The sequence below is a fragment of the Amycolatopsis sp. NPDC058340 genome (assembly GCF_042723975.1).
GTDB lineage: Bacteria > Actinomycetota > Actinomycetes > Mycobacteriales > Pseudonocardiaceae > Amycolatopsis.
In genome coordinates this window covers 104,279-122,736 of the sequence record NZ_JBHXIB010000008.1, presented here as the reverse complement: position 1 = coordinate 122,736, position 18,458 = coordinate 104,279, and the positions used below count along the sequence as shown (strand labels likewise).

Sequence of the window (18,458 nt, the reverse complement as noted above, 5' to 3'; positions counted from 1 at the left end):
GAACGATGTTCTGGCTCACCTACCGCCAGCACCGGACGCAGCTGCTGATCACGGCCGGTCTGCTCGCCGCCGTCGGGATCCTGTTGCTGGTCAACGGGAACGCCGCGGCGGACAGCCCGGATCCGGCGAAACTCTTCAAGGATCTGTACACCTACCTTTCCTGGCTCCAGGTCGTCCCGGTGGCGATCGGTGTCTTCTGGGGAGCCCCGCTGGTCGCGGCCGAATACGAGCGCGGCACGACGAAACTCGCCTGGACCCAGTCGATCTCGCGGTTCCGCTGGCTCGGTGTGAAGCTGGGGTTCCTCGCCGTTCTCGCCACCCTCGGCGGGCTCGCGTTCGGCGCGATGATGCAGCGCTGGGTGGAGGTCTTCCCCGCCGACCGCGGCGACACCGCGTTCACCAGCCGCTTCGACAACCCCGTCCTGTTCACGATGACCGGCGTGGCGCCCGGGGCGTGGTGGCTCTTCGGGTTCGTGCTCGGCACCGCCGCGGGCGCGCTCATCCGCAAGACGCTGCCCGCCATCGCGGTCACCATCGCGGTGGCGGTCGGCCTGATGATCGGCCTGAGCAACGTCCGCGACGGCTACGCGGAACCCGAACTCGTCCCGCTCGGCAAGGATCCCGTCGGCCGGGTGGTGGAGATGGTCAGGGACGCCGCCGGCGAGATCACCGCGCTCAAGGTCCTGCCGCAGGACTGGTACTGGCGCTTCCAGTGGACCGAAGCCGCGATCCTGGCGGGGTTCTCGCTGCTGCTCGCCGTCGCCACGACCTTCGCCGTCCGGCGCCGCTCCTAGAAAGGCAGGAGGAACGTGGCGTTCCTTCACCAGGTGTGTCGCGAAAGCCACTTTCGAGACCTCAGACGTCCCCAAAGTGGCTTTCGCGACACAGGTCCAGTGGGCCGACCCTGGCGCGGGTCGTGAGTGGTAACGAGGGTTAGAACGACCATTGCCACTCACGACCCCCCTGTGAAGCGCTCGAATCGGGCATGCGGGGGAGTTCTGATGTCCCTTGTGGACACTTCGCACCGAGGTCGGCGCGGAAGCCACGCCATGTTCGACATTCCCCTCGATGGAAAGGCACTCTCGTTGCTTTGGCTCACCTGGCGGCAGCACCGCACCCAGCTGCTCGTCACCCTCGGGTTCCTGGCCGTGGTCGGCGGGATCCTGCTCCTGTCCGGGCAAGCCGCGCTCGGCTCCGCGAGCGGCGAGATCTCCTCGTACTGCTACGGCGGCGGCGTGCCCTGCCGTGAATACGACGCGGGGCTGGAAGACCTCTACCAGAAGGTCTACCCGCTGATCGCGATCCTGCCGTTCGTTCCGTTGCTGGCGGGTGTTTTCTGGGGCGCGCCGCTGCTCGCCAGGGAATACGAACGCGGCACGTATCAGCTCGTCTGGACGCAGTCGGTGAGCCGCGGCCGCTGGCTGGCCGCCAAGTTCGGTGTCCTCGCGGTGGCCGCGGCGCTCGCCGGGCTCGCCTCGGGGCAGATGTTCGGCCGGTGGCTGGAGATCTTCCCCGGCAAGGCGGAGACGCTCAGCGAGACGTCGTACTTCGGTGCCGTCGGCATCGCGCCGGCCGCGTGGTGGTTGTTCGCCTTCGTCCTCGGAGCCGCCGCGGGGGCGCTGGTGCGCAAGACCTTGCCCGCCATCGCGATCACGGCCGCGGTGTTCGTCGCGGCGTCGATCACCCTGATGCTCTCGCGGCCGCACTACGCCGAGCCGGTGCGGACGGCGGGCGTCGATCCCGCCACAAAGGACGGATTGATCGTGCGGGCGGGCCGGGTCGCGCCGGACGGCCGGGAGCTGGGCCTGCTCGACGAGGTGCCCGAATGTCCTCGCGGCAAGGGGATGAACGCCTGTGCCGAGGCGGCGGGCTACCGGGACTTCACCGTCTACCAGCCCGCCGGCCGGTTCTGGCGGTTCCAGTGGACCGAGGCGGGCATCCTGCTCGCCGCGACCGCGGTGCTCGGGGGCGTCGCGGCAGGGGGCACGGTCCGCCGCCGTCGCTGAGACGGCGGCGGACCGGCGTCCTCAGTCGAGCTGCAGTTCGGGCCGGTACAGGTCGAACCAGTGGTAGAGGTCCAGCGCCCGGTCGATCCCGGAGCGCTGGGCCGAGGACATCGTCACCGGGTCCACTTCGGACACCCGGTGCAGCCAGTCGCGGTCCACCAGCTCGAACACCGGGTTGTCCCGTTCGGTCAGGGCCTCCTTGGCCTGCTGCTGCAACGCCGCCGCGTAGCCCGGGTCCTGAGTGGACGGATACGGGCTCTTGACCCTGTCCCGCACCGAGGCCGGGAGCACGTGTTCGGTCGCGTGCCGCAGCAGACTCTTTTCCCTGCCGTCGAACGTCTTCAGCGACCACGGCGTGTTGTAGACGTACTCGACGAGGCGGTGATCGCAGAACGGCACGCGCACTTCGAGCCCGACGGCCATCGACGCCCGGTCCTTGCGGTCCAGCAGCATCCGCACGAACCGGGTCAGGTGCAGGTTGCAGACCGTGCGCATCTTGCGGTCCTGCTCGCTCTCGCCGTCGAGGTGCTCGACCTGTGCGACGGCGGTGGCGTACTGGTCGGCGATGTAGCCGGGCAGGTCCAGCTTCTCCTGGACCTCGCCCCGCAGGAGGGCGCCACGCTCACTGGTGAGGCCCATCCGGAAGGCGAGCCAGGGGAACGTCCCCGAGTTCACCGCGGCTTCGTCGTGGAACCAGCGGTATCCGCCGAAGACCTCGTCGGCGGATTCGCCGGACAGCGCCACCGTCGACTCGGCGCGGATCGCCTTGAACAGCAGGTACAGCGAGGTGTCCATGTCCCCGAGCCCGGCCGGGATGTCCCGCGCGGCCAGCACCTTGCGGCGGACCTCCGGGTCGCTGAGCTCGGCCGGGTTCAGCACGACGTCCTTGTGATCGGAGCCGACCAGCTGCGCGACGTCGCGGATGAAGGGCGAGTCCGGGGTGTCGCGCACCTCGTCCGGTTTGAAGTTCTCCTCCTGGCCCTGGAAATCGACGGAGAAGGTGCGCAGCCGCTCGCCCTGTTCGGCCAGCCGGGCGGCGGCGAGGCCGGTGACGGCACTGGAGTCGAGCCCGCCCGAGAGCAGGACGCAACGGGGCACGTCGGCGATCAGCTGCCGGTGCACGATGTCGGTCATCAGCTCGCGGACGCGTTCGACCGTGGTCTCCTGGTCGTCCGTGTGCTGTTTCGCGTCGAGCTTCCAGTACGTCCGCGTGCGGATCCCGGAACGGTCGACGGTGACGATCGTGCCCGGTCCGACCTCGTGCATGCCCTTCCACAGCGACCAGCCGGGGGTCTTGGTCATGGACATCAGTTCGCGCAGGCCGTCGGTGTCGACCACCTTGCGCGCCAAGGGGTTCGCGAGGATCGCCTTCGGTTCGGAACCGAAGAGGACGCCGTCCGGGGTCGGGTGGTAGTAGAACGGCTTGATGCCCATGCGGTCGCGGATCATCACGAGTTTCTCGTCGCGTTCGTCCCAGATCGCGAAGGCGTACATGCCGTTGAGGTGGTCGACGACCTCGTCGCCCCACTCCAGGTAGCCGTGGAGCACGACCTCGGTGTCGCTGTCGGTCTCGAATTTGTGCCCACGCTTGAGAAGTTCCTCGCGCAGCTCGGTGAAGTTGTACGCCTCACCGCTGTAGACCATCGCGGCAAGCCCGGCTTCGGCCATCGGCTGCCTGCCACCCGGCAGGTCGATGATCGCCAGCCGCCGGTGACCCAGCGCCACGTTCGGCCGGACCCAGGTGCCCGAGTCGTCCGGTCCGCGGCACGCCATGGTCTCGGTCATCGCGTCGACGACCTCGCGACGTTGGGTCAGGTCCGTGCCGTAGGAGACCCACCCTGCGATTCCGCACATCGCTACCTCCCGATGATTAGTTAGCGTATACAACTATCCGTAACACTGGTGTAACACGGTTCGCGCGGCTTGTCTGCCCGAATTGCACGCTCCGTCCGCAGTGCGTCACCGTCTGTGGGGCACGTCACCGGGCATCAAGAAGTCGTAAAGGCACCCGATCGGGGCATCAAGAGGCCGTCAGGCGAGGGCCTTGTTGGTCTGTACCAGGCGCAGTGTTGCGGGGTCCTGGTCACCGATGGGGTGACCTGTCCTGAGAGGTGCTTAGTGGCCGACTTGCTCTACGCCGTGCTCCTGATCGGCGTATTCGTGGTTCTCGCCCTGACCCTTCGCGGTCTGGAAAAGCTGTGACCGGCACGGGAATCGTGGCCAACGTCGTCGGCGGACTGCTGGCGCTGGGGCTGATCGTCTATTTGTTCATCGCACTGGTCAGGCCGGAGAAATTCTGATGTCAGACACCGCGGCCGGCCTCTTGCAGGCCGGCCTCCTCCTCGTCGCGCTCGCCGTGGTCCACCGGCCACTGGGCGACTACATGGCGCGGGTTTTCTCGACCGAGAAACACACCAAGGCCGAACGCGGCCTGTATCGCCTGTTCCGGGTGAACCCCAGATCGGAACAGCACTGGAAGACCTACGCGTCCGCCGTGATCGGCTTCTCGTTCGTCTCCGTCGTCTTCCTGTACCTGCTTCAACGGCTCCAGTCGATCCTGCCGTGGAGCCTCGGCAAGGAACCGGTCTCGCCGGCGGTCGCCTTCAACACCGCCGTCAGCTTCGTGACCAACACGAACTGGCAGTCCTACAGCCCCGAAGCGACCATGGGTCACTTCGTGCAGATGGCCGGCCTGACCGTGCAGAACTTCCTGTCCGCCGCCGTCGGCCTTTCGGTCGCCATCGCGGTCGTCCGCGGCTTCGTCCGCTCGAAGACCGACCGCCTCGGCAACTTCTGGGTGGACCTGACGCGCGGCACGATCCGGATCCTGCTGCCGATCGCGTTCGTCGCGGCGATCATGCTGATCGCGCTCGGCGTCGTGCAGAGCCTCAAGAGCGGTGCCGACGTCCTCAACCCGGACGGCAGCACGAGCAAGATCGCGCTCGCTCCCGCCGCGAGCCAGGAAGCCATCAAGGAACTCGGCACCAACGGCGGCGGCATCTTCAACGCCAACTCCGCCCACCCGTTCGAGAACCCGAACGCCTGGACCAACCTGATCGAGATCTTCCTGATCCTCGTCATCCCGGTGTCGCTGACCCGGACGTTCGGCACCCTCGTCGGCAACAAGCGCCAGGGTTACGTCCTGCTTTCGGTGATGGCCGCGCTGTTCACCGCGATGCTCACGGTCACCTGGCTGTCCGAAGCGAACGCGAGCGGTCCCGCGTCATTGGCCGCCGGGGCGAACCTGGAGGGCAAGGAACAGCGGTTCGGCATCGGTCTGAGCTCGCTGTTCGCCAACGCCACCACCGGCACGTCGACCGGCGCGGTCAACGGCGCGCACGACAGCTACAGCGGGCTCGGTGGCGGAGGCGCGCTGCTCAACATGCTGCTGGGCGAGATCTCGCCGGGCGGGGTGGGCACCGGTCTGTACGGCATCCTCGTGATGGCCGTGATCGCGATGTTCCTCGCCGGGCTGATGGTCGGCCGCACGCCGGAGTACCTGGGGAAGAAGCTCGGCAAACGCGAGGTCACCTGCGCGGCCGTCTCCATGCTGGCGATGCCGACCGTGGTCCTGCTCGGTTCCGGTGTCGCGCTGATGCTGGCCGGAACCCCGGCCGCCATGACGAACTCCGGCGCGCACGGCCTTTCCGAAGTCCTGTACGCCTACGCGTCGGCGGGCAACAACAACGGCAGCGCGTTCGGCGGGCTCACCGTGACGAACGACTGGTTCCAGTCCTCGCTGTCGGTGGCCATGCTGCTCGGCCGGTTCATCCCGATCCTCGCCGTGCTGTGCCTGGCCGGATCCCTGGCCTCCCAACGGAAGGTTCCGGAGACCGCCGGCACGCTGCCGACCACCGGGCCGCTTTTCGGCACGATGCTCGCGGGCACGATCGTGCTCGTCGCGGCCCTCACCTTCATCCCGGCGCTCGCGCTCGGGCCCATCGCAGAGGCATTGGCATGACCGTCACCCAGGAACGCACTCCCGAAGAAACGACCCAGCACCACGTGGAGAACACCGGCCGGGTCGGCGCGGGGATCTTCAGCCCGCGCCAGCTGCTGACCTCCTTGCCGGAAGCGTTGCGCAAGCTGAACCCCAAGCACCAGCTCGCCAACCCGGTCATGTTCGTGGTGTGGATCGGCTCGGCGCTGACCACGGTCTTCGCCATCACCGATCCGAGCGTGTTCACCATCCTCATCACGATCTGGCTGTGGTTCACCGTCCTGTTCGCGAACCTCGCCGAGGCCGTCGCGGAGGGCCGGGGCAAGGCGCAGGCGGAAACCCTGCGGCGCAGCAAGAAGGAGACCGTCGCGCGCCGTCTCACCGAGGACGGCGACGAGGAGACCGTGCCGGGCGCCGACCTGCGCGTCGGCGATCTGGTGGTCGTCGAGGCCGGACAGGTCGTCCCCGGCGACGGCGACGTCGTCGAGGGCATCGCGACCGTCGACGAATCGGCCATCACCGGCGAGTCCGCCCCGGTCATCCGCGAATCGGGCGGCGACCGGTGCGCGGTCACCGGCGGCACCACGGTGCTCAGCGACCGCATCGTCGTGAAGATCACCACCAAACCCGGCGAGTCCTTTGTGGACCGCATGATCGCCTTGGTGGAGGGCGCTTCCCGGCAGAAGACACCGAACGAGATCGCGCTGACTATCCTGCTCTCGACGCTCACGATCATCTTCCTGCTCGCCGTCGTGGCGCTGCAGCCGATGGCGGGCTACTCGGGCAGCCAGCAGTCCGTGATCGTGCTGACCGCGTTGCTGGTCTGCCTGATCCCGACGACGATCGGCGCGCTGCTGTCCGCGATCGGGATCGCGGGGATGGACCGGCTGGTGCAGCGCAACGTCCTCGCCACCAGCGGTCGCGCGGTGGAGGCCGCCGGCGACGTCTCGACGCTGCTGCTGGACAAGACCGGCACGATCACCTTCGGCAACCGCAAGGCCACCGAGCTCATCCCGGTCGGCGGGTCCACTGTGGACGACATCGCCAAGGCGGCAAGGCTGTCCAGCCTCGCCGACGGCACGCCGGAAGGCCGCAGCATCGTCGAACTCGTCGCGAGGGAGCACGGGCTCTCGGAGACGGCGTCCGACGACGAGAAGCTCGCGGACTTCGTCGAGTTCACCGCGCAGACCCGGATGAGCGGTATCGACGTCGGCGAACGCCAGGTCCGCAAGGGCGCCACCACCGCGGTGCGCGAATGGGTCCGCGAACGCGGCGGCGACATGCCGGACGAGACCGAACGCGTCGTCGACGAGATCAGCGGGCAGGGCGGCACGCCGCTGGTGGTCGCGGAGTACGACGGCGCGAAAGCGTTCGTGCGCGGCGTGATCCGGCTGTCCGATGTGGTCAAACCCGGGATGAAGGAGCGGTTCGTCCAGCTCCGCTCGATGGGGATCAAGACCGTCATGATCACCGGGGACAATCCGCTCACGGCCAAGGCCATCGCGCGGGACGCGGGCGTCGACGACTACCTCGCCGAAGCCAAACCCGAAGACAAGATGGCGCTGATCAAGAAGGAGCAGGAGGGCGGGCGGCTGGTCGCGATGACCGGCGACGGCACCAACGACGCCCCCGCGCTCGCGCAGTCCGACGTCGGCGTCGCGATGAACACCGGGACCTCCGCCGCCAAGGAGGCGGGGAACATGGTGGACCTCGACTCCGACCCGACGAAACTGATCGAGATCGTGGAGATCGGCAAACAGCTGCTGATCACCCGCGGCGCGCTGACCACGTTCAGCGTCGCCAACGACCTCGCGAAGTACTTCGCCATCCTGCCCGCGATGTTCACCGGGATCTTCGCCCAGCTCGGCGCGCTCAACATCATGCAGCTGGCGACGCCGAAGTCGGCGATCCTGTCGGCGGTCATCTTCAACGCCCTGATCATCGTCGGGCTGATCCCGCTCGCCCTGCGCGGCGTCCGGTACAAACCGTCCTCGGCCTCGGCGCTGCTGCGCCGGAACCTGCTGGTCTACGGCCTCGGCGGCATCGTCAGCCCCTTCCTCGGGATCTGGCTGATCGACCTGCTCGTCCGTCTCATCCCTGGAATCGGGTGACCTCGTGAAACCGTTGTTCAAGCAGACCCTCGCCGGGCTGCGTGTCCTGCTCGTCTTCACCGTCCTGCTGGGTGTGGTCTACCCGCTCGGCGTGTGGGCGGTCTCCCGCATCCCCGGCCTCGAAGGCAACGCGGAGGGCTCGATCATCACCCAGAACGGGCAAGCCGTCGGCTCGTCGCGGATCGGCGTCGACCCGGTCGCGGCGGACCCCGCCAAGGATCCGTGGTTCCACAACCGCCCGTCGGCCGGCTCGAAGGACGTCCTCGGCCCGGGTGACCCGTCGTCGTCCGGCCCGTCGAACAAGGGCCCGTACAACGAGGACCTGGTCGCCGCGATCGGCGAACGCAAGAAACTCATCGCGGCTCGCGAAGGTGTCCAGGAGTCGCAGGTGCCGGCGGACGCGGTGACGGCGTCGGGATCGGGGATGGACCCGGCGATCAGCGTCGCCTACGCCGATCTCCAGATCCCGCGAGTGGCCAGGAACACGGGCCTGTCCGAGGAGAAGGTCCGGCAGCTCGTCGAGGAGAACACGGGCGGCGCCGGGATCGGTGTGCCGGGAGTCAATGTGCTGAAGGTCAACTTGGCCGTGCGCGACGCGGCCGGAGGAGCACACTGACAGACGTGGACGAGAACACGACCAAGCCGCGCCGGGGTGAGCTGAGGATCTACCTCGGCGCGGCCCCGGGCGTCGGCAAGACCTACGCGATGCTCGGCGAGGCGCGACGCCGCCTCGACCGGGGCACCGACGTGGTCATCGGCCTGGTCGAGACGCACGGGCGGAAGAAGACCGCGGAGCTCGTCGAAGGCCTGGAGACCGTGCCGCGCCGCCGGTCGGCGCACCGGGACCACGAGTTCGAGGAGATGGACCTCGACGCGCTCCTCGCCCGCGCCCCCGAGGTCGCGGTGGTCGACGAACTCGCGCACACCAACGTGCCCGGCTCGCGCAACGAGAAGCGCTGGCAGGACATCGACGAACTGCTCGCCGCCGGGATCGACGTCCTCTCCACGGTCAACGTGCAGCATCTGCAGAGCCTCAACGACGTCGTCGAGCGGATCACCGGCGTCGTCCAGCAGGAGACGGTGCCCGACGAGGTCGTGCGGCGGGCCGAGCAGCTGGAGCTGGTCGACATCACGCCCGAGGCCCTGCGGCGGCGGCTGGCGCACGGCAACGTGTACCCGGCCGAGCGGATCGACGCGGCGCTGGGCAACTACTTCCGGCCCGGCAACCTCACCGCGCTGCGGGAGCTCGCGCTGCTGTGGGTCGCCGACCAGGTCGACGTCGCGTTGCAGCGGTACCGGGCGGAACAGAAGATCACCGACACGTGGGAAGCCCGCGAACGGGTGGTCGTGTCCATCACCGGCGGCCCGGAGAGCGAGACGCTGATCCGCCGCGCGAGCCGTATCGCGAACCGGGCGGGCGCCGAACTGCAGGTGCTGCACATCCTGCGCGGCGACGGGCTCGCCGGGATGGGGCCGACGGCGGTCGGCAAATACCGGAAACTGGCCGAAGAGGTCGGCGCGACCTTCCACACCGTCGTCGGCGACGACGTGCCGACGGCGCTGCTCGACTTCGCGCAGGGGGTGAACGCGACCCAGCTGGTCGTCGGGACCTCACGCCGGTCACGGGTGGCGCGGCTGTTCGACGAAGGCATCGGCGCGGCCGTGGTCCAGCGGTCCGGCCCGATCGACGTCCACATGGTCACGCACGCCCAGGCGGGCGGACGGCTGCGCGCCCGGTTCAACCGCAGCCCGCTCACACCGTCGCGGCGGCTGACCGGCTGGGTGCTCTCACTGGTGCTGCCCGCGTTGGCGACGCTTCTCGGTGTCCTGCTGCGGGATCACCTCGACTTCTCCACCGACGTGGTCGACTACGTCCTCGCGACCGTGCTGGTCGCGCTCGCGGGCGGGCTCGGGCCCGCGCTGCTCGCGGCGGTGGTCTCGGCCGGGTTGCTGAACTTCTTCTTCACCCCGCCCCTGTACACCCTGACCGTCCACGAACCGCGCAACGTGATCACGCTGGTCGCGATGGTGCTCGTGGCGGTCCTCGTCGCGGCGGTCGTCGACACCGCCGCCCGGCGCGCGACGCAGGCCGCGCGGGCGCGGACCGAGGCGGCGCTGCTGGCGTCGTACGCGCGGACCGTGCTCACCCACACCAATCCGATCGAGCGGCTGCTGGAGAAGGTCCGCGAGAACTTCGGCCTGACTTCGGTGACCCTGCTGGAAAAACGGGACGGGAAGTGGAAACGGGTGGCGAACGCCGGCACGGATCCCTGCGCGGACCCGGATCAGGCCGACGCCGACATCGCCGTCACCGCCGACGTCCACCTGACGCTGCGCGGCCGCGCGTTGCCCGCGTCGGACCGGGGAGTGCTGGAAGCCGTCGCCGGACAGGCGTTGCTGGCGCTGCGGCAGCAGCGGACGGCGAAGGCGGCCATCCGGGCCGAACGCAAGGCCGAGGCGACCGAACTGCGCACGGCGTTGCTGTCGGCCGTCGGACACGATCTCCGCACCCCGCTGACGTCGATCAAGGCGGCCATCGGCAGCCTGCGCGCGACCGACATCTCACTGTCCGAAGAGGACACCGACGAGCTGCTCGAAGCGATCGAGGAATCGGCGGACCGGCTCGCCGGGCTCATCGACAACCTGCTCGACTCGTCGCGGCTGGCGACCGGCGCGGTGCGCCCGCACCTGCGCCCGGTCGGCTACGACGAGGTCGTCTCGCACGCGCTGTCCAATGTGGACAACTCGGCTTCGGTCGTGGTCGCGATCGACTCGCGGCTGCCCTCGGTCTGCGCCGACCCCGGCCTTCTGGAACGGGTGGTGGCGAACGTGATCGACAACGCCCTTCGCCACGGCGCGTCCGGCGAGCCGGTCTCGGCGCGCGCCAGCACGCATTCCGAACACGTCGAGCTGCGCATCGTCGACCACGGGCGCGGGCTCAAGAAGGGCACCGCGGATTCGGCGTTCGCGCCGTTCCAGCGGCTCGGGGGAGACCGGGACAGCGTGCCCGGCGTGGGACTGGGGCTGTCGGTCGCCAAGGGGTTCACCGAGGCGATGGGCGGGCGGATCCGGGCGGAGGACACGCCCGGCGGCGGGCTCACCGTCGTCATCTCGCTGCCCGCATATGTTGGTCAGGATCCGGAAAAGAGCCTCCTCGCTTTCGACGACGAGGGCCTCGAGAACGAAGAGGAGGAGCGAGTGCGATGAGCGCAGACACCGCGTCGGCGACCGTGCTGGTCGTCGACGACGAACCGCAGATCGTGCGAGCCCTGCGGATCAACCTGTCCGCCCGCGGCTACAAGGTGATCACCGCGCACGACGGGACGGCCGCGCTGAAGGCCGTCGCCGAGACCAAACCCGACGTCGTCGTACTCGACCTCGGCCTGCCCGACCTCGACGGCACCGAGGTCATCGCCGGGCTCCGCGGCTGGACGACGGTGCCGATCATCGTGCTGTCCGCGCGCGGCGACTCGGCCGACAAGGTGCAGGCCCTCGACGCCGGCGCCGACGACTACGTCACCAAACCCTTCGGCATGGACGAACTGCTCGCGCGGCTCCGCGCCGCCGTCCGCCGGTCGGCCACGTCCAGTGTGGACGGTGCGGACGCGGTGGTGGACACGGGATCCTTCCGGATCGACCTCGCGGCGAAGAAGGTGCGGCGGGACGGCAAGGAAGTGCATCTCACCAAGACCGAGTGGGGCGTGCTGGAGCTTTTGGTGCGCAACCGTGGCCGTCTGGTGGCGCAGAAGCAGCTGCTGCACGAGGTGTGGGGACCGACGTACGAGACGGAGTCGCACTACCTGCGGGTTTATCTGGCGCAGCTGCGGCGGAAGCTGGAACCGGAACCCTCGCGGCCGCGGCACCTGCTGACTGAGCCGGGGATGGGGTACCGCTTCGAAATGTGATCCCTCGCGGTACTGCAACCCGGGATTCCGTGAAGGCCTCCTTGAGGGACCCAGAGTCCCTCAAGGAGGCCTTCACGGACCGAAAGTCCTACTGGGCGCTGCTCGTCGAGGTGTCGGTGCCGGAGGTGCTGGACCGGCCGGGAGTCGACTCGCTGGGCGCGCCGCTGGTGCTGGAGCCGCCACCAGGCGGGGTGGACGTGGTCTCCGACGGGGGTGTCGTGGTCGGAGGCGTCGTGGTCGGCGTCGTCGTCTTCGTCGGGGTGGGCTTCGGAGTAGTCGGCGTCGTCGGCGGCAGGACCGTCCGCGTCGGCTCACCTCCACCCGGGGTCGTCACCGGCGGCGGCGGGGCGACGACGCTCGTCGTCTCCTTGCCGTCCGGGCCGACCGACGTCACCGTGGTCGGCGGCGCCGTCGAGCTGGAGGGTGCGCCGGGGGTCGGCGAGCCGCTGACGGTCATCGGGCCGCCGGGGACCGCGTTGCCCGGCACCAGCTGGACGCCGGCGGGGGCCACGCCCTGTCCGCCGCCGGGGATACCGGTGCCGCCGGCGGTGGTGGACACGCCGGGGCCCGCGAGTTCGGCGATCGCGGCGAAGGCCGTGGCCACCACGAGGCCGCTGACGCCGAGTACGGCGTAGCCCGCGCGGTTGAGCTTGCCGGTCGCGCCGCGCGGGGGTGCCACGGACACGCGTGCGCTCGAATCAGACCCGTCGGGACGGGGCATGTGCTGGCTCCTCGGATGGGGGGCTTCGGGGAGTTCGGCTACCCGGGCGAGGTAGCCCGAAGTGGGGACCCGGCGCGGAGATTATCACCGCCGCTTCACCGTCTGCGAACTACAGCGAGCGTCGTGTTCACCCTCCGCGTTCATCCACATGGTGCACGATAGGGAGCGTGAGTGAAGAAGTAACGCACATCAGGCTGACCGCGTGGGTACACGGCCGGGTGCAGGGTGTCGGTTTCCGCTGGTGGACCCGCAGCAGGGCGCTTGAGCTGGGGTTGGTCGGCAGCGCGGGCAATCTGGCCGACGGGCGTGTCGAGGTGGTAGCGGAGGGTGTTCGTGAACACTGTGAGCGGCTTTTGGCGGCTTTGCGATCCGGGGAATCACCCGGAAGTGTGGACCACGTCGTCGAACGCTGGTCGCCCGCGAAGGGCGGGCTCCGCGGGTTCGTGGAGCGCTGAGGCCCCGCGTCCCACGATCACGGTGAGCACACAGGTAGCCTGGGCCGATTGAACGAGGAGTTCCCGCAGCCAGAGGGGTCAGCACGACGTGCACCTGAAGAGCCTGACGCTCAAGGGCTTCAAGTCCTTCGCCTCGGCGACGACGTTGCGTTTCGAGCCGGGCATCACCTGCGTGGTCGGACCGAACGGGTCCGGCAAGTCGAACGTCCTCGACGCGCTCCGCTGGGTCATGGGCACCCAGGGTGCGAAGGACCTTCGCGGCGGCAAGATGGAGGACGTCATCTTCGCCGGGACCGCCGGCCGTGCCCCGCTCGGGCGCGCCGAGGTCACCCTGACCATCGACAACGCCGACGGCGCGCTGCCGATCGAGTACTCCGAGGTCTCGATCACCCGCCGGATGTTCCGTGACGGCGCGAGCGAATACGAGATCAACGGCGACCGCTGCCGTCTGATGGACGTGCAGGAACTGCTGTCCGACTCCGGTATCGGCCGCGAGATGCACGTCATCGTCGGGCAGGGGCAGCTTTCGGCGATCCTCGAATCCAAGCCCGAGGAGCGCCGCGCCTTCATCGAAGAGGCCGCCGGTGTCCTCAAGCACCGCAAGCGCAAGGAACAGACCCTGCGCAAGCTCGCGAACATGCAGGGCAACCTCGACCGCCTCGGCGACCTCACCACCGAGCTCCGCCGCCAGCTCAAACCGCTGGGCAAGCAGGCCGAGATCGCCCGCAAGGCGCAGTGGGTACAGTCCGAGCTGCGGGACGCGCGGCTGCGGCTGTTCGCCCACGACCTCGTCACCCAGCGCGAAGGCATCGCCAAGGAAGAGGCCGACGAGCGCGTCGCCCGGCAGCGTCGCGCCGAGGTCGAGCAGGCGCTGGAGATCGTCGCCGCCGAAGAAGCCGAGCTCGAAGCCTCGCTCGCCGAGGACGCGCCGAAGCTGGCCGCCGCCCAGGAGACCTGGTACAAGCTTTCCGCGCTGACCGAGCGGTTGCGCGGCACGGTGCGGCTCGCGCTGGAGCGTCAGCGGCACCTTTCGTCCGACGTGCAGCAGGCGAACACCGGCCGCGATCCCGACGAGCTGCTCGCCGAGGCAGAGCAGGTCGCCGAGCGGGAGCAGGAGCTCAACGAGGCCGTCGCCGAGGCCCGGATGGTGCTTTCGGAGACCGTCCAGCGGCGCGAACAGCTCGAACACCTCGTCCAGGCCGCCGAGCGCGCGCATATGGCCGCCGTCCGCGCGATCGCCGACCGCCGGGAAGGGCTCGCGAAGCTCTCCGGCCAGGTCGAGGCGCTGCGGAGCAAGAACGGCGCCACCTCCGACGAGATCGACCGGCTCACCGTGTCGCTCGAAGAGGCCGCCGAGCGGGCCGAGATCGCCGTCGAGGAGCTCGAAGAAGCCAAGGCCGCCGGTGGCGTCGAGGAATCCGACGACTCCGACCTGCAAGCCCACCACGACCGCGCGGTGGAGGCCAACAACGCAGCCAAGGCCCGCGTCGAGGAGCTGGTCAAGGCCGAGCGGGCCGCCGAACGTGAGATCGCGTCGGAGAAGGCGCGTGTCGAGGCGCTGTCGATGGGCTTGCGGCGTAAAGACGGCGCGGGCGCGCTGCTCGGCGCGCAGCACGAACTGCCGGGTCTGCTCGGTTCGGTCGCCGCGTTGCTCACCGTCGAGCCCGGACACGAGGTCGCGCTGGCCGCGGCGCTCGGACCGGTCGCCGACGCGGTCGCGGTCAACGGCGGCGAAGACGCGCTCGCCGCACTGAAGTTCTTGAAGGACAACGATTCCGGTCGTGCGGGCATTCTGCTCGGCGGGCTGGAATCCACTGTGGACACCAGTGCCTGGCCGTCACTGCCCGAGGGTGCGCGCTGGGCGCGTGAAGTGGTCACGGCGCCGCCCGCGTTGCGGTCCGCCGTCGAGCACGCGCTCGACCGGGTGGCCATTGTGGACGGTCTGGAGTCCGCGCGCCGTCTCGTCGAGGTGTACCCCGAGGTCAGCACGGTCACGCCCGAGGGCGATGTCTTCGGTGCGCGCTGGGCGGTCGGTGGTTCCGCGCGCAGCGAGAGCGTCATCGAGGTGCAGGCCGCGGTAGACGAGGCGGGTGACCGGCTGAACGCCGCCGAGCGCGCGCTGGAACGCACCGCCGCGGAGCTCGAAGGCGCCCGCGCCGGGCAGGCCGCCCGGCGCGAAGAGGTCGGCATGGCCAAGGAAGCGCTCGGGGACGCGAAGGTCCGCAAGGCACGCTCGTCCGAGCGGCTGAACCGGCTGCAGCAGGCCGCGCGTGCCGCGCAGGCCGAAATGGACCGGCTGAGCAACCAGCGGGCCAAGGTCGAGCAGAGCCGTGAACAGGCACTGCAGCAGCTCGCCGAACTCGAAGAGCGACTGGCCGCCGTCGCCGATCAGGAAGTCGACGAGGACCCGGACACCGCCGAGCGCGACCAGGCCGCCGAAGACCTCGGCACGGTCCGCCAGGAGGAGATGGAGTCCCGGCTCGCGCTGCGCACCGCCGAGGAGCGCGCGCGGAGCATCCAGGGCAAGGCCGAATCGCTCCGCCGGGCCGCGCACGCTGAGCGGCAGGCCCGCGAACGGGCCGAAAAGTCCAGGGCCGCGCGGAAACGCGGCGCCGAGATCGCCAACGCGGTGGTCAACGGCGGCGAGATCGCGTTGGAGCGCATCGAGGCCTCCGTGCAACGCGCCGCCCACGAACGGGACGAGGCGCAGGCGCAGCGGCAGTCGCGGGAGACCGCGCTGACCCAGGTCCGCAGCAAGGTCCGCGAGCTGACCGGCGAACTGGAGAAGCTCACCGACGCCGTCCACCGCGACGAGGTGCTGCGCGCCGAGCAGCGGCTGCGGCTGGAACAGCTCGAAACCAAGATCGCCGAAGACTTCGGCATCGGCCTCGAGGACCTCGTCACCGAGTACGGCCCGGACGTCCCCGTGCCGCCGAGCGCGGGGGAGATGGCCGAGTACGAGGCCGCCAAGGAGCGCGGCGAGGACGTCACCCCGCCGCCGCCCATGCCGTTCGACCGCGACACCCAGGCTCGCCGGGCGAAGCGCGCGGAGAAGGACCTGAGCCTGCTGGGCAAGGTCAACCCGCTGGCGCTGGAGGAGTTCGCGGCGCTGGAGGAGCGGTACAAGTTCCTCTCGACCCAGCTCGAAGACCTCAAGGACACGCGCAAGGACCTCGAAGCCGTCATCAAGCAGGTCGACGAAAAGATCCTCGAGGTCTTCGCGTCGGCGTACGAGGACGTCGCGCGCGAGTTCGAGACGGTGTTCGGCGTGCTGTTCCCCGGCGGCGAGGGGCGCATGGTGCTCACGCAGCCCAACGACCTGCTCTCCACCGGCGTCGACGTCGAAGCGCGCCCGCCGGGCAAGAAGGTCAAGCGGCTCTCGCTGCTCTCCGGTGGCGAGAAGTCGCTCGTCGCCGTCGGCATGCTGGTGGCGATCTTCCGCGCCCGGCCTTCGCCCTTCTACGTCATGGACGAGGTCGAGGCCGCGCTCGACGACACCAACATGCGACGGCTGATCGGGCTGCTGGAGCAGCTGCGGGACTCTTCGCAGCTGATCATCATCACCCACCAGAAGCCGACCATGGAGATCGCCGACGCGCTGTACGGCGTTTCGATGCAGGGCGACGGCATCACGAAGGTGATCTCGCAGCGGCTCCGTACGTCCGAAGAGGAGCTCGTCACCTCGTGAGTGGTAAGGACGGTTCTAACCGTCCTTACCACTCACGAGGCCCTAGACGGGAGTGGACTCCTTCACGTCCGGTTCGGCCAGCGGGTCCACGCTCCCGTGACGCAGCGAGAGCAACCCGCCCACCACGAGCGTGATGACCACACCGCACAGCGTGTACCACGGCCACGCCAGCGCCACCGTGTTCCCGGAAGCCTTGCTGAAGTCGACGCCGATCAGGCTGCCGTCCGGTTTGTTGAACTTGACGCCCAGGATGATGAACGCCATCACGACCACCGTCGACACGAACGCCACGATCGCGTCCGCCTGCCTCGCCCGCTTGAACAGCAGGCCCAGGAGGAACGCGCCGAGCAGCGCGCCGTAGGTGTACCCGGTGATGCCCAGCGCCTGCACCACGATCGGGTCGGCCGAGGTCTTGTTGGAGGAGGCGAAGAAACCCGCGCACAGGATCAGCGCGCCCGCCCAGACGATCGTCCAGATCCGGCCGTGCTTCAGCCGTTCGGCTTCCGGGAGTTCCCGGCCGATCACCCGTTCGTAGACGTCGGTCACCGTCGACGACGCCAGCGCGCCGAGCGACGAACTCAGTGCGGCGGCGAGGATCCCGGCGATCACGAACCCGGACAGACCGCTCGGCAGGTCGTTCACGATGAAGTTCGCGAACAGTTCGTCCTTGTTGCCCAGCCCCAGTCCTTCGGGCTTCGGCTTCGTCGGGTTGAGTCCGTTGTAGAGCGCCCACAGCAGCACGCCGATGAACAGGAACAGCGCGAACTGCAGGAACACCACGAAACCGCTGGCGACCAACGCCTTCCGCGCGGCACGCAGATCGTTGGTGGACTGGAGACGCTGCACGATCAGCTGGTCCGAGCCGTGCGAGGCCATCGAGAGCACCGCGCCGCCGATCAGCGCGGTGAAGAACGCGTACTGCCCGGTGAGCATGTTCGACGAGAAGTCGAAGATCTGGAACTTGTTCGCGTCGACGGCCTTGCCGAACCAGCCGTCCGGCAGCCTGCTGGAGATCGCCCAGATCACCACGACCGCGCCGAGGATGTACCAGAGCATCTGGATCGCGTCGACCCAGACGACGGCGCGGACGCCGCCGAAGAAGCTGTAGAGCACCATCGCGATACCGAGGCCGAGCACGATGGTCCAGTACGAGACGTCGAGGCCGTAGGCCGCCATCACCACCTTGATCGGGATCGCGGTGGCGAACAGCCGGATGCCGTCGGCCAGCGTGCGGGTGAGCAGGAAGGTCACCGACGCGGTGCCCTGCAGCCCGCTGCCGAAGCGTTTGCCGAGGAAGGCGTACGCGGTGACCAGGTTGCCCGCCACGTAGCGCGGCAACAGCACCATCGACACCACGATCCGGCCCGCGATGTAACCGATCGCCAAGGCCAGATAGGTCATGCCGCCGTCGCCGGGGGTGGCGATGTAGGCCACCGTCGGCACCGAGAGCACGGTGAGGGTGGACGTCTCGGCGGACACCACCGAAAGGCAGGCCACCCACCAGGAGATCTTGCCCTCACCGACGAAGTAGTCGGAGCCGGATTTCTGTTTGCCACCGATCCAGACGCCCAGTAAGGGCATGCCGACCAGAAAAAGCCCGATGATCGCGAGGTCAAGTGCGCGCATCCGTAT

The 18,458-nt window shown here is 69.0% G+C and carries 13 protein-coding genes; 11 read left to right on the top strand and 2 right to left on the bottom strand.

Annotated elements, in window-relative coordinates; translation table 11 throughout:
• Window positions 1–5: 5 nt before the first annotated feature.
• Window positions 6–794, top strand: coding sequence for an ABC transporter permease (locus tag ACFWIW_RS13190; RefSeq protein ID WP_378368644.1), 789 nt, complete (start codon window positions 6–8; stop codon window positions 792–794).
• A gap of 291 nt (window positions 795–1,085) precedes the next feature.
• Window positions 1,086–2,006 (top strand): ABC transporter permease subunit, encoded by a 921-nt coding sequence (locus ACFWIW_RS13185; RefSeq protein WP_378368745.1) that lies wholly within the window; start codon window positions 1,086–1,088, stop codon window positions 2,004–2,006.
• Window positions 2,007–2,027: 21 nt separating this feature from the next.
• Here the strand turns inward: ACFWIW_RS13185 and asnB are convergent, their stop codons facing one another.
• Entirely contained in the window at window positions 2,028–3,860 is a 1,833-nt protein-coding gene (gene asnB, locus ACFWIW_RS13180; protein WP_378368643.1) for an asparagine synthase (glutamine-hydrolyzing), read from the bottom strand.
• Between the two features lie 344 nt (window positions 3,861–4,204).
• Between asnB and kdpF the strand changes: the two genes are divergently transcribed.
• The 9 genes from kdpF (at window position 4,205) to smc (ending at window position 16,826) form a co-directional block, all read left to right on the top strand.
• Entirely contained in the window at window positions 4,205–4,306 is a 102-nt protein-coding gene (gene kdpF, locus ACFWIW_RS13175; protein ID WP_378368642.1) for a K(+)-transporting ATPase subunit F, read from the top strand.
• On the top strand, window positions 4,306–5,967 hold the full coding sequence (gene kdpA / locus ACFWIW_RS13170; RefSeq protein WP_378368641.1) for a potassium-transporting ATPase subunit KdpA: 1,662 nt from the start codon (window positions 4,306–4,308) through the stop codon (window positions 5,965–5,967). Before kdpF ends, kdpA begins: the two co-directional genes overlap by 1 nt.
• The gene (gene kdpB / locus ACFWIW_RS13165; protein ID WP_378368640.1) at window positions 5,964–8,057 is read left to right on the top strand and encodes a potassium-transporting ATPase subunit KdpB; all 2,094 of its coding nucleotides are present in this window, start codon (window positions 5,964–5,966) and stop codon (window positions 8,055–8,057) included. Before kdpA ends, kdpB begins: the two co-directional genes overlap by 4 nt.
• 4 nt (window positions 8,058–8,061) lie before the next feature.
• Window positions 8,062–8,673 carry a potassium-transporting ATPase subunit C gene (locus ACFWIW_RS13160; protein WP_378368639.1) on the top strand — a complete coding sequence of 204 codons (612 nt, stop codon included), beginning with the start codon at window positions 8,062–8,064 and terminating at the stop codon, window positions 8,671–8,673.
• Window positions 8,674–8,678: 5 nt separating this feature from the next.
• On the top strand, window positions 8,679–11,264 hold the full coding sequence (locus tag ACFWIW_RS13155) for a DUF4118 domain-containing protein (RefSeq protein WP_378368638.1): 2,586 nt from the start codon (window positions 8,679–8,681) through the stop codon (window positions 11,262–11,264).
• Window positions 11,261–11,962 (top strand): response regulator, encoded by a 702-nt coding sequence (locus ACFWIW_RS13150; RefSeq protein ID WP_005154857.1) that lies wholly within the window; start codon window positions 11,261–11,263, stop codon window positions 11,960–11,962. The genes ACFWIW_RS13155 and ACFWIW_RS13150 overlap by 4 nt, the downstream gene beginning before the upstream one ends.
• A gap of 41 nt (window positions 11,963–12,003) precedes the next feature.
• Complete coding sequence (locus tag ACFWIW_RS13145; RefSeq protein ID WP_378368637.1) at window positions 12,004–12,597, top strand: hypothetical protein; 594 nt, start codon at window positions 12,004–12,006, stop codon at window positions 12,595–12,597.
• A gap of 253 nt (window positions 12,598–12,850) precedes the next feature.
• Entirely contained in the window at window positions 12,851–13,138 is a 288-nt protein-coding gene (locus ACFWIW_RS13140) for an acylphosphatase (protein WP_084098086.1), read from the top strand.
• An 88-nt stretch (window positions 13,139–13,226) separates the two neighbouring features.
• On the top strand, window positions 13,227–16,826 hold the full coding sequence (smc, locus tag ACFWIW_RS13135; RefSeq protein WP_378368636.1) for a chromosome segregation protein SMC: 3,600 nt from the start codon (window positions 13,227–13,229) through the stop codon (window positions 16,824–16,826).
• Between the two features lie 42 nt (window positions 16,827–16,868).
• Here the strand turns inward: smc and ACFWIW_RS13130 are convergent, their stop codons facing one another.
• Window positions 16,869–18,452, bottom strand: coding sequence for a sodium:solute symporter (locus tag ACFWIW_RS13130; protein WP_378368635.1), 1,584 nt, complete (start codon window positions 18,450–18,452; stop codon window positions 16,869–16,871).
• Between the last annotated feature and the right edge of the window lie 6 nt (window positions 18,453–18,458).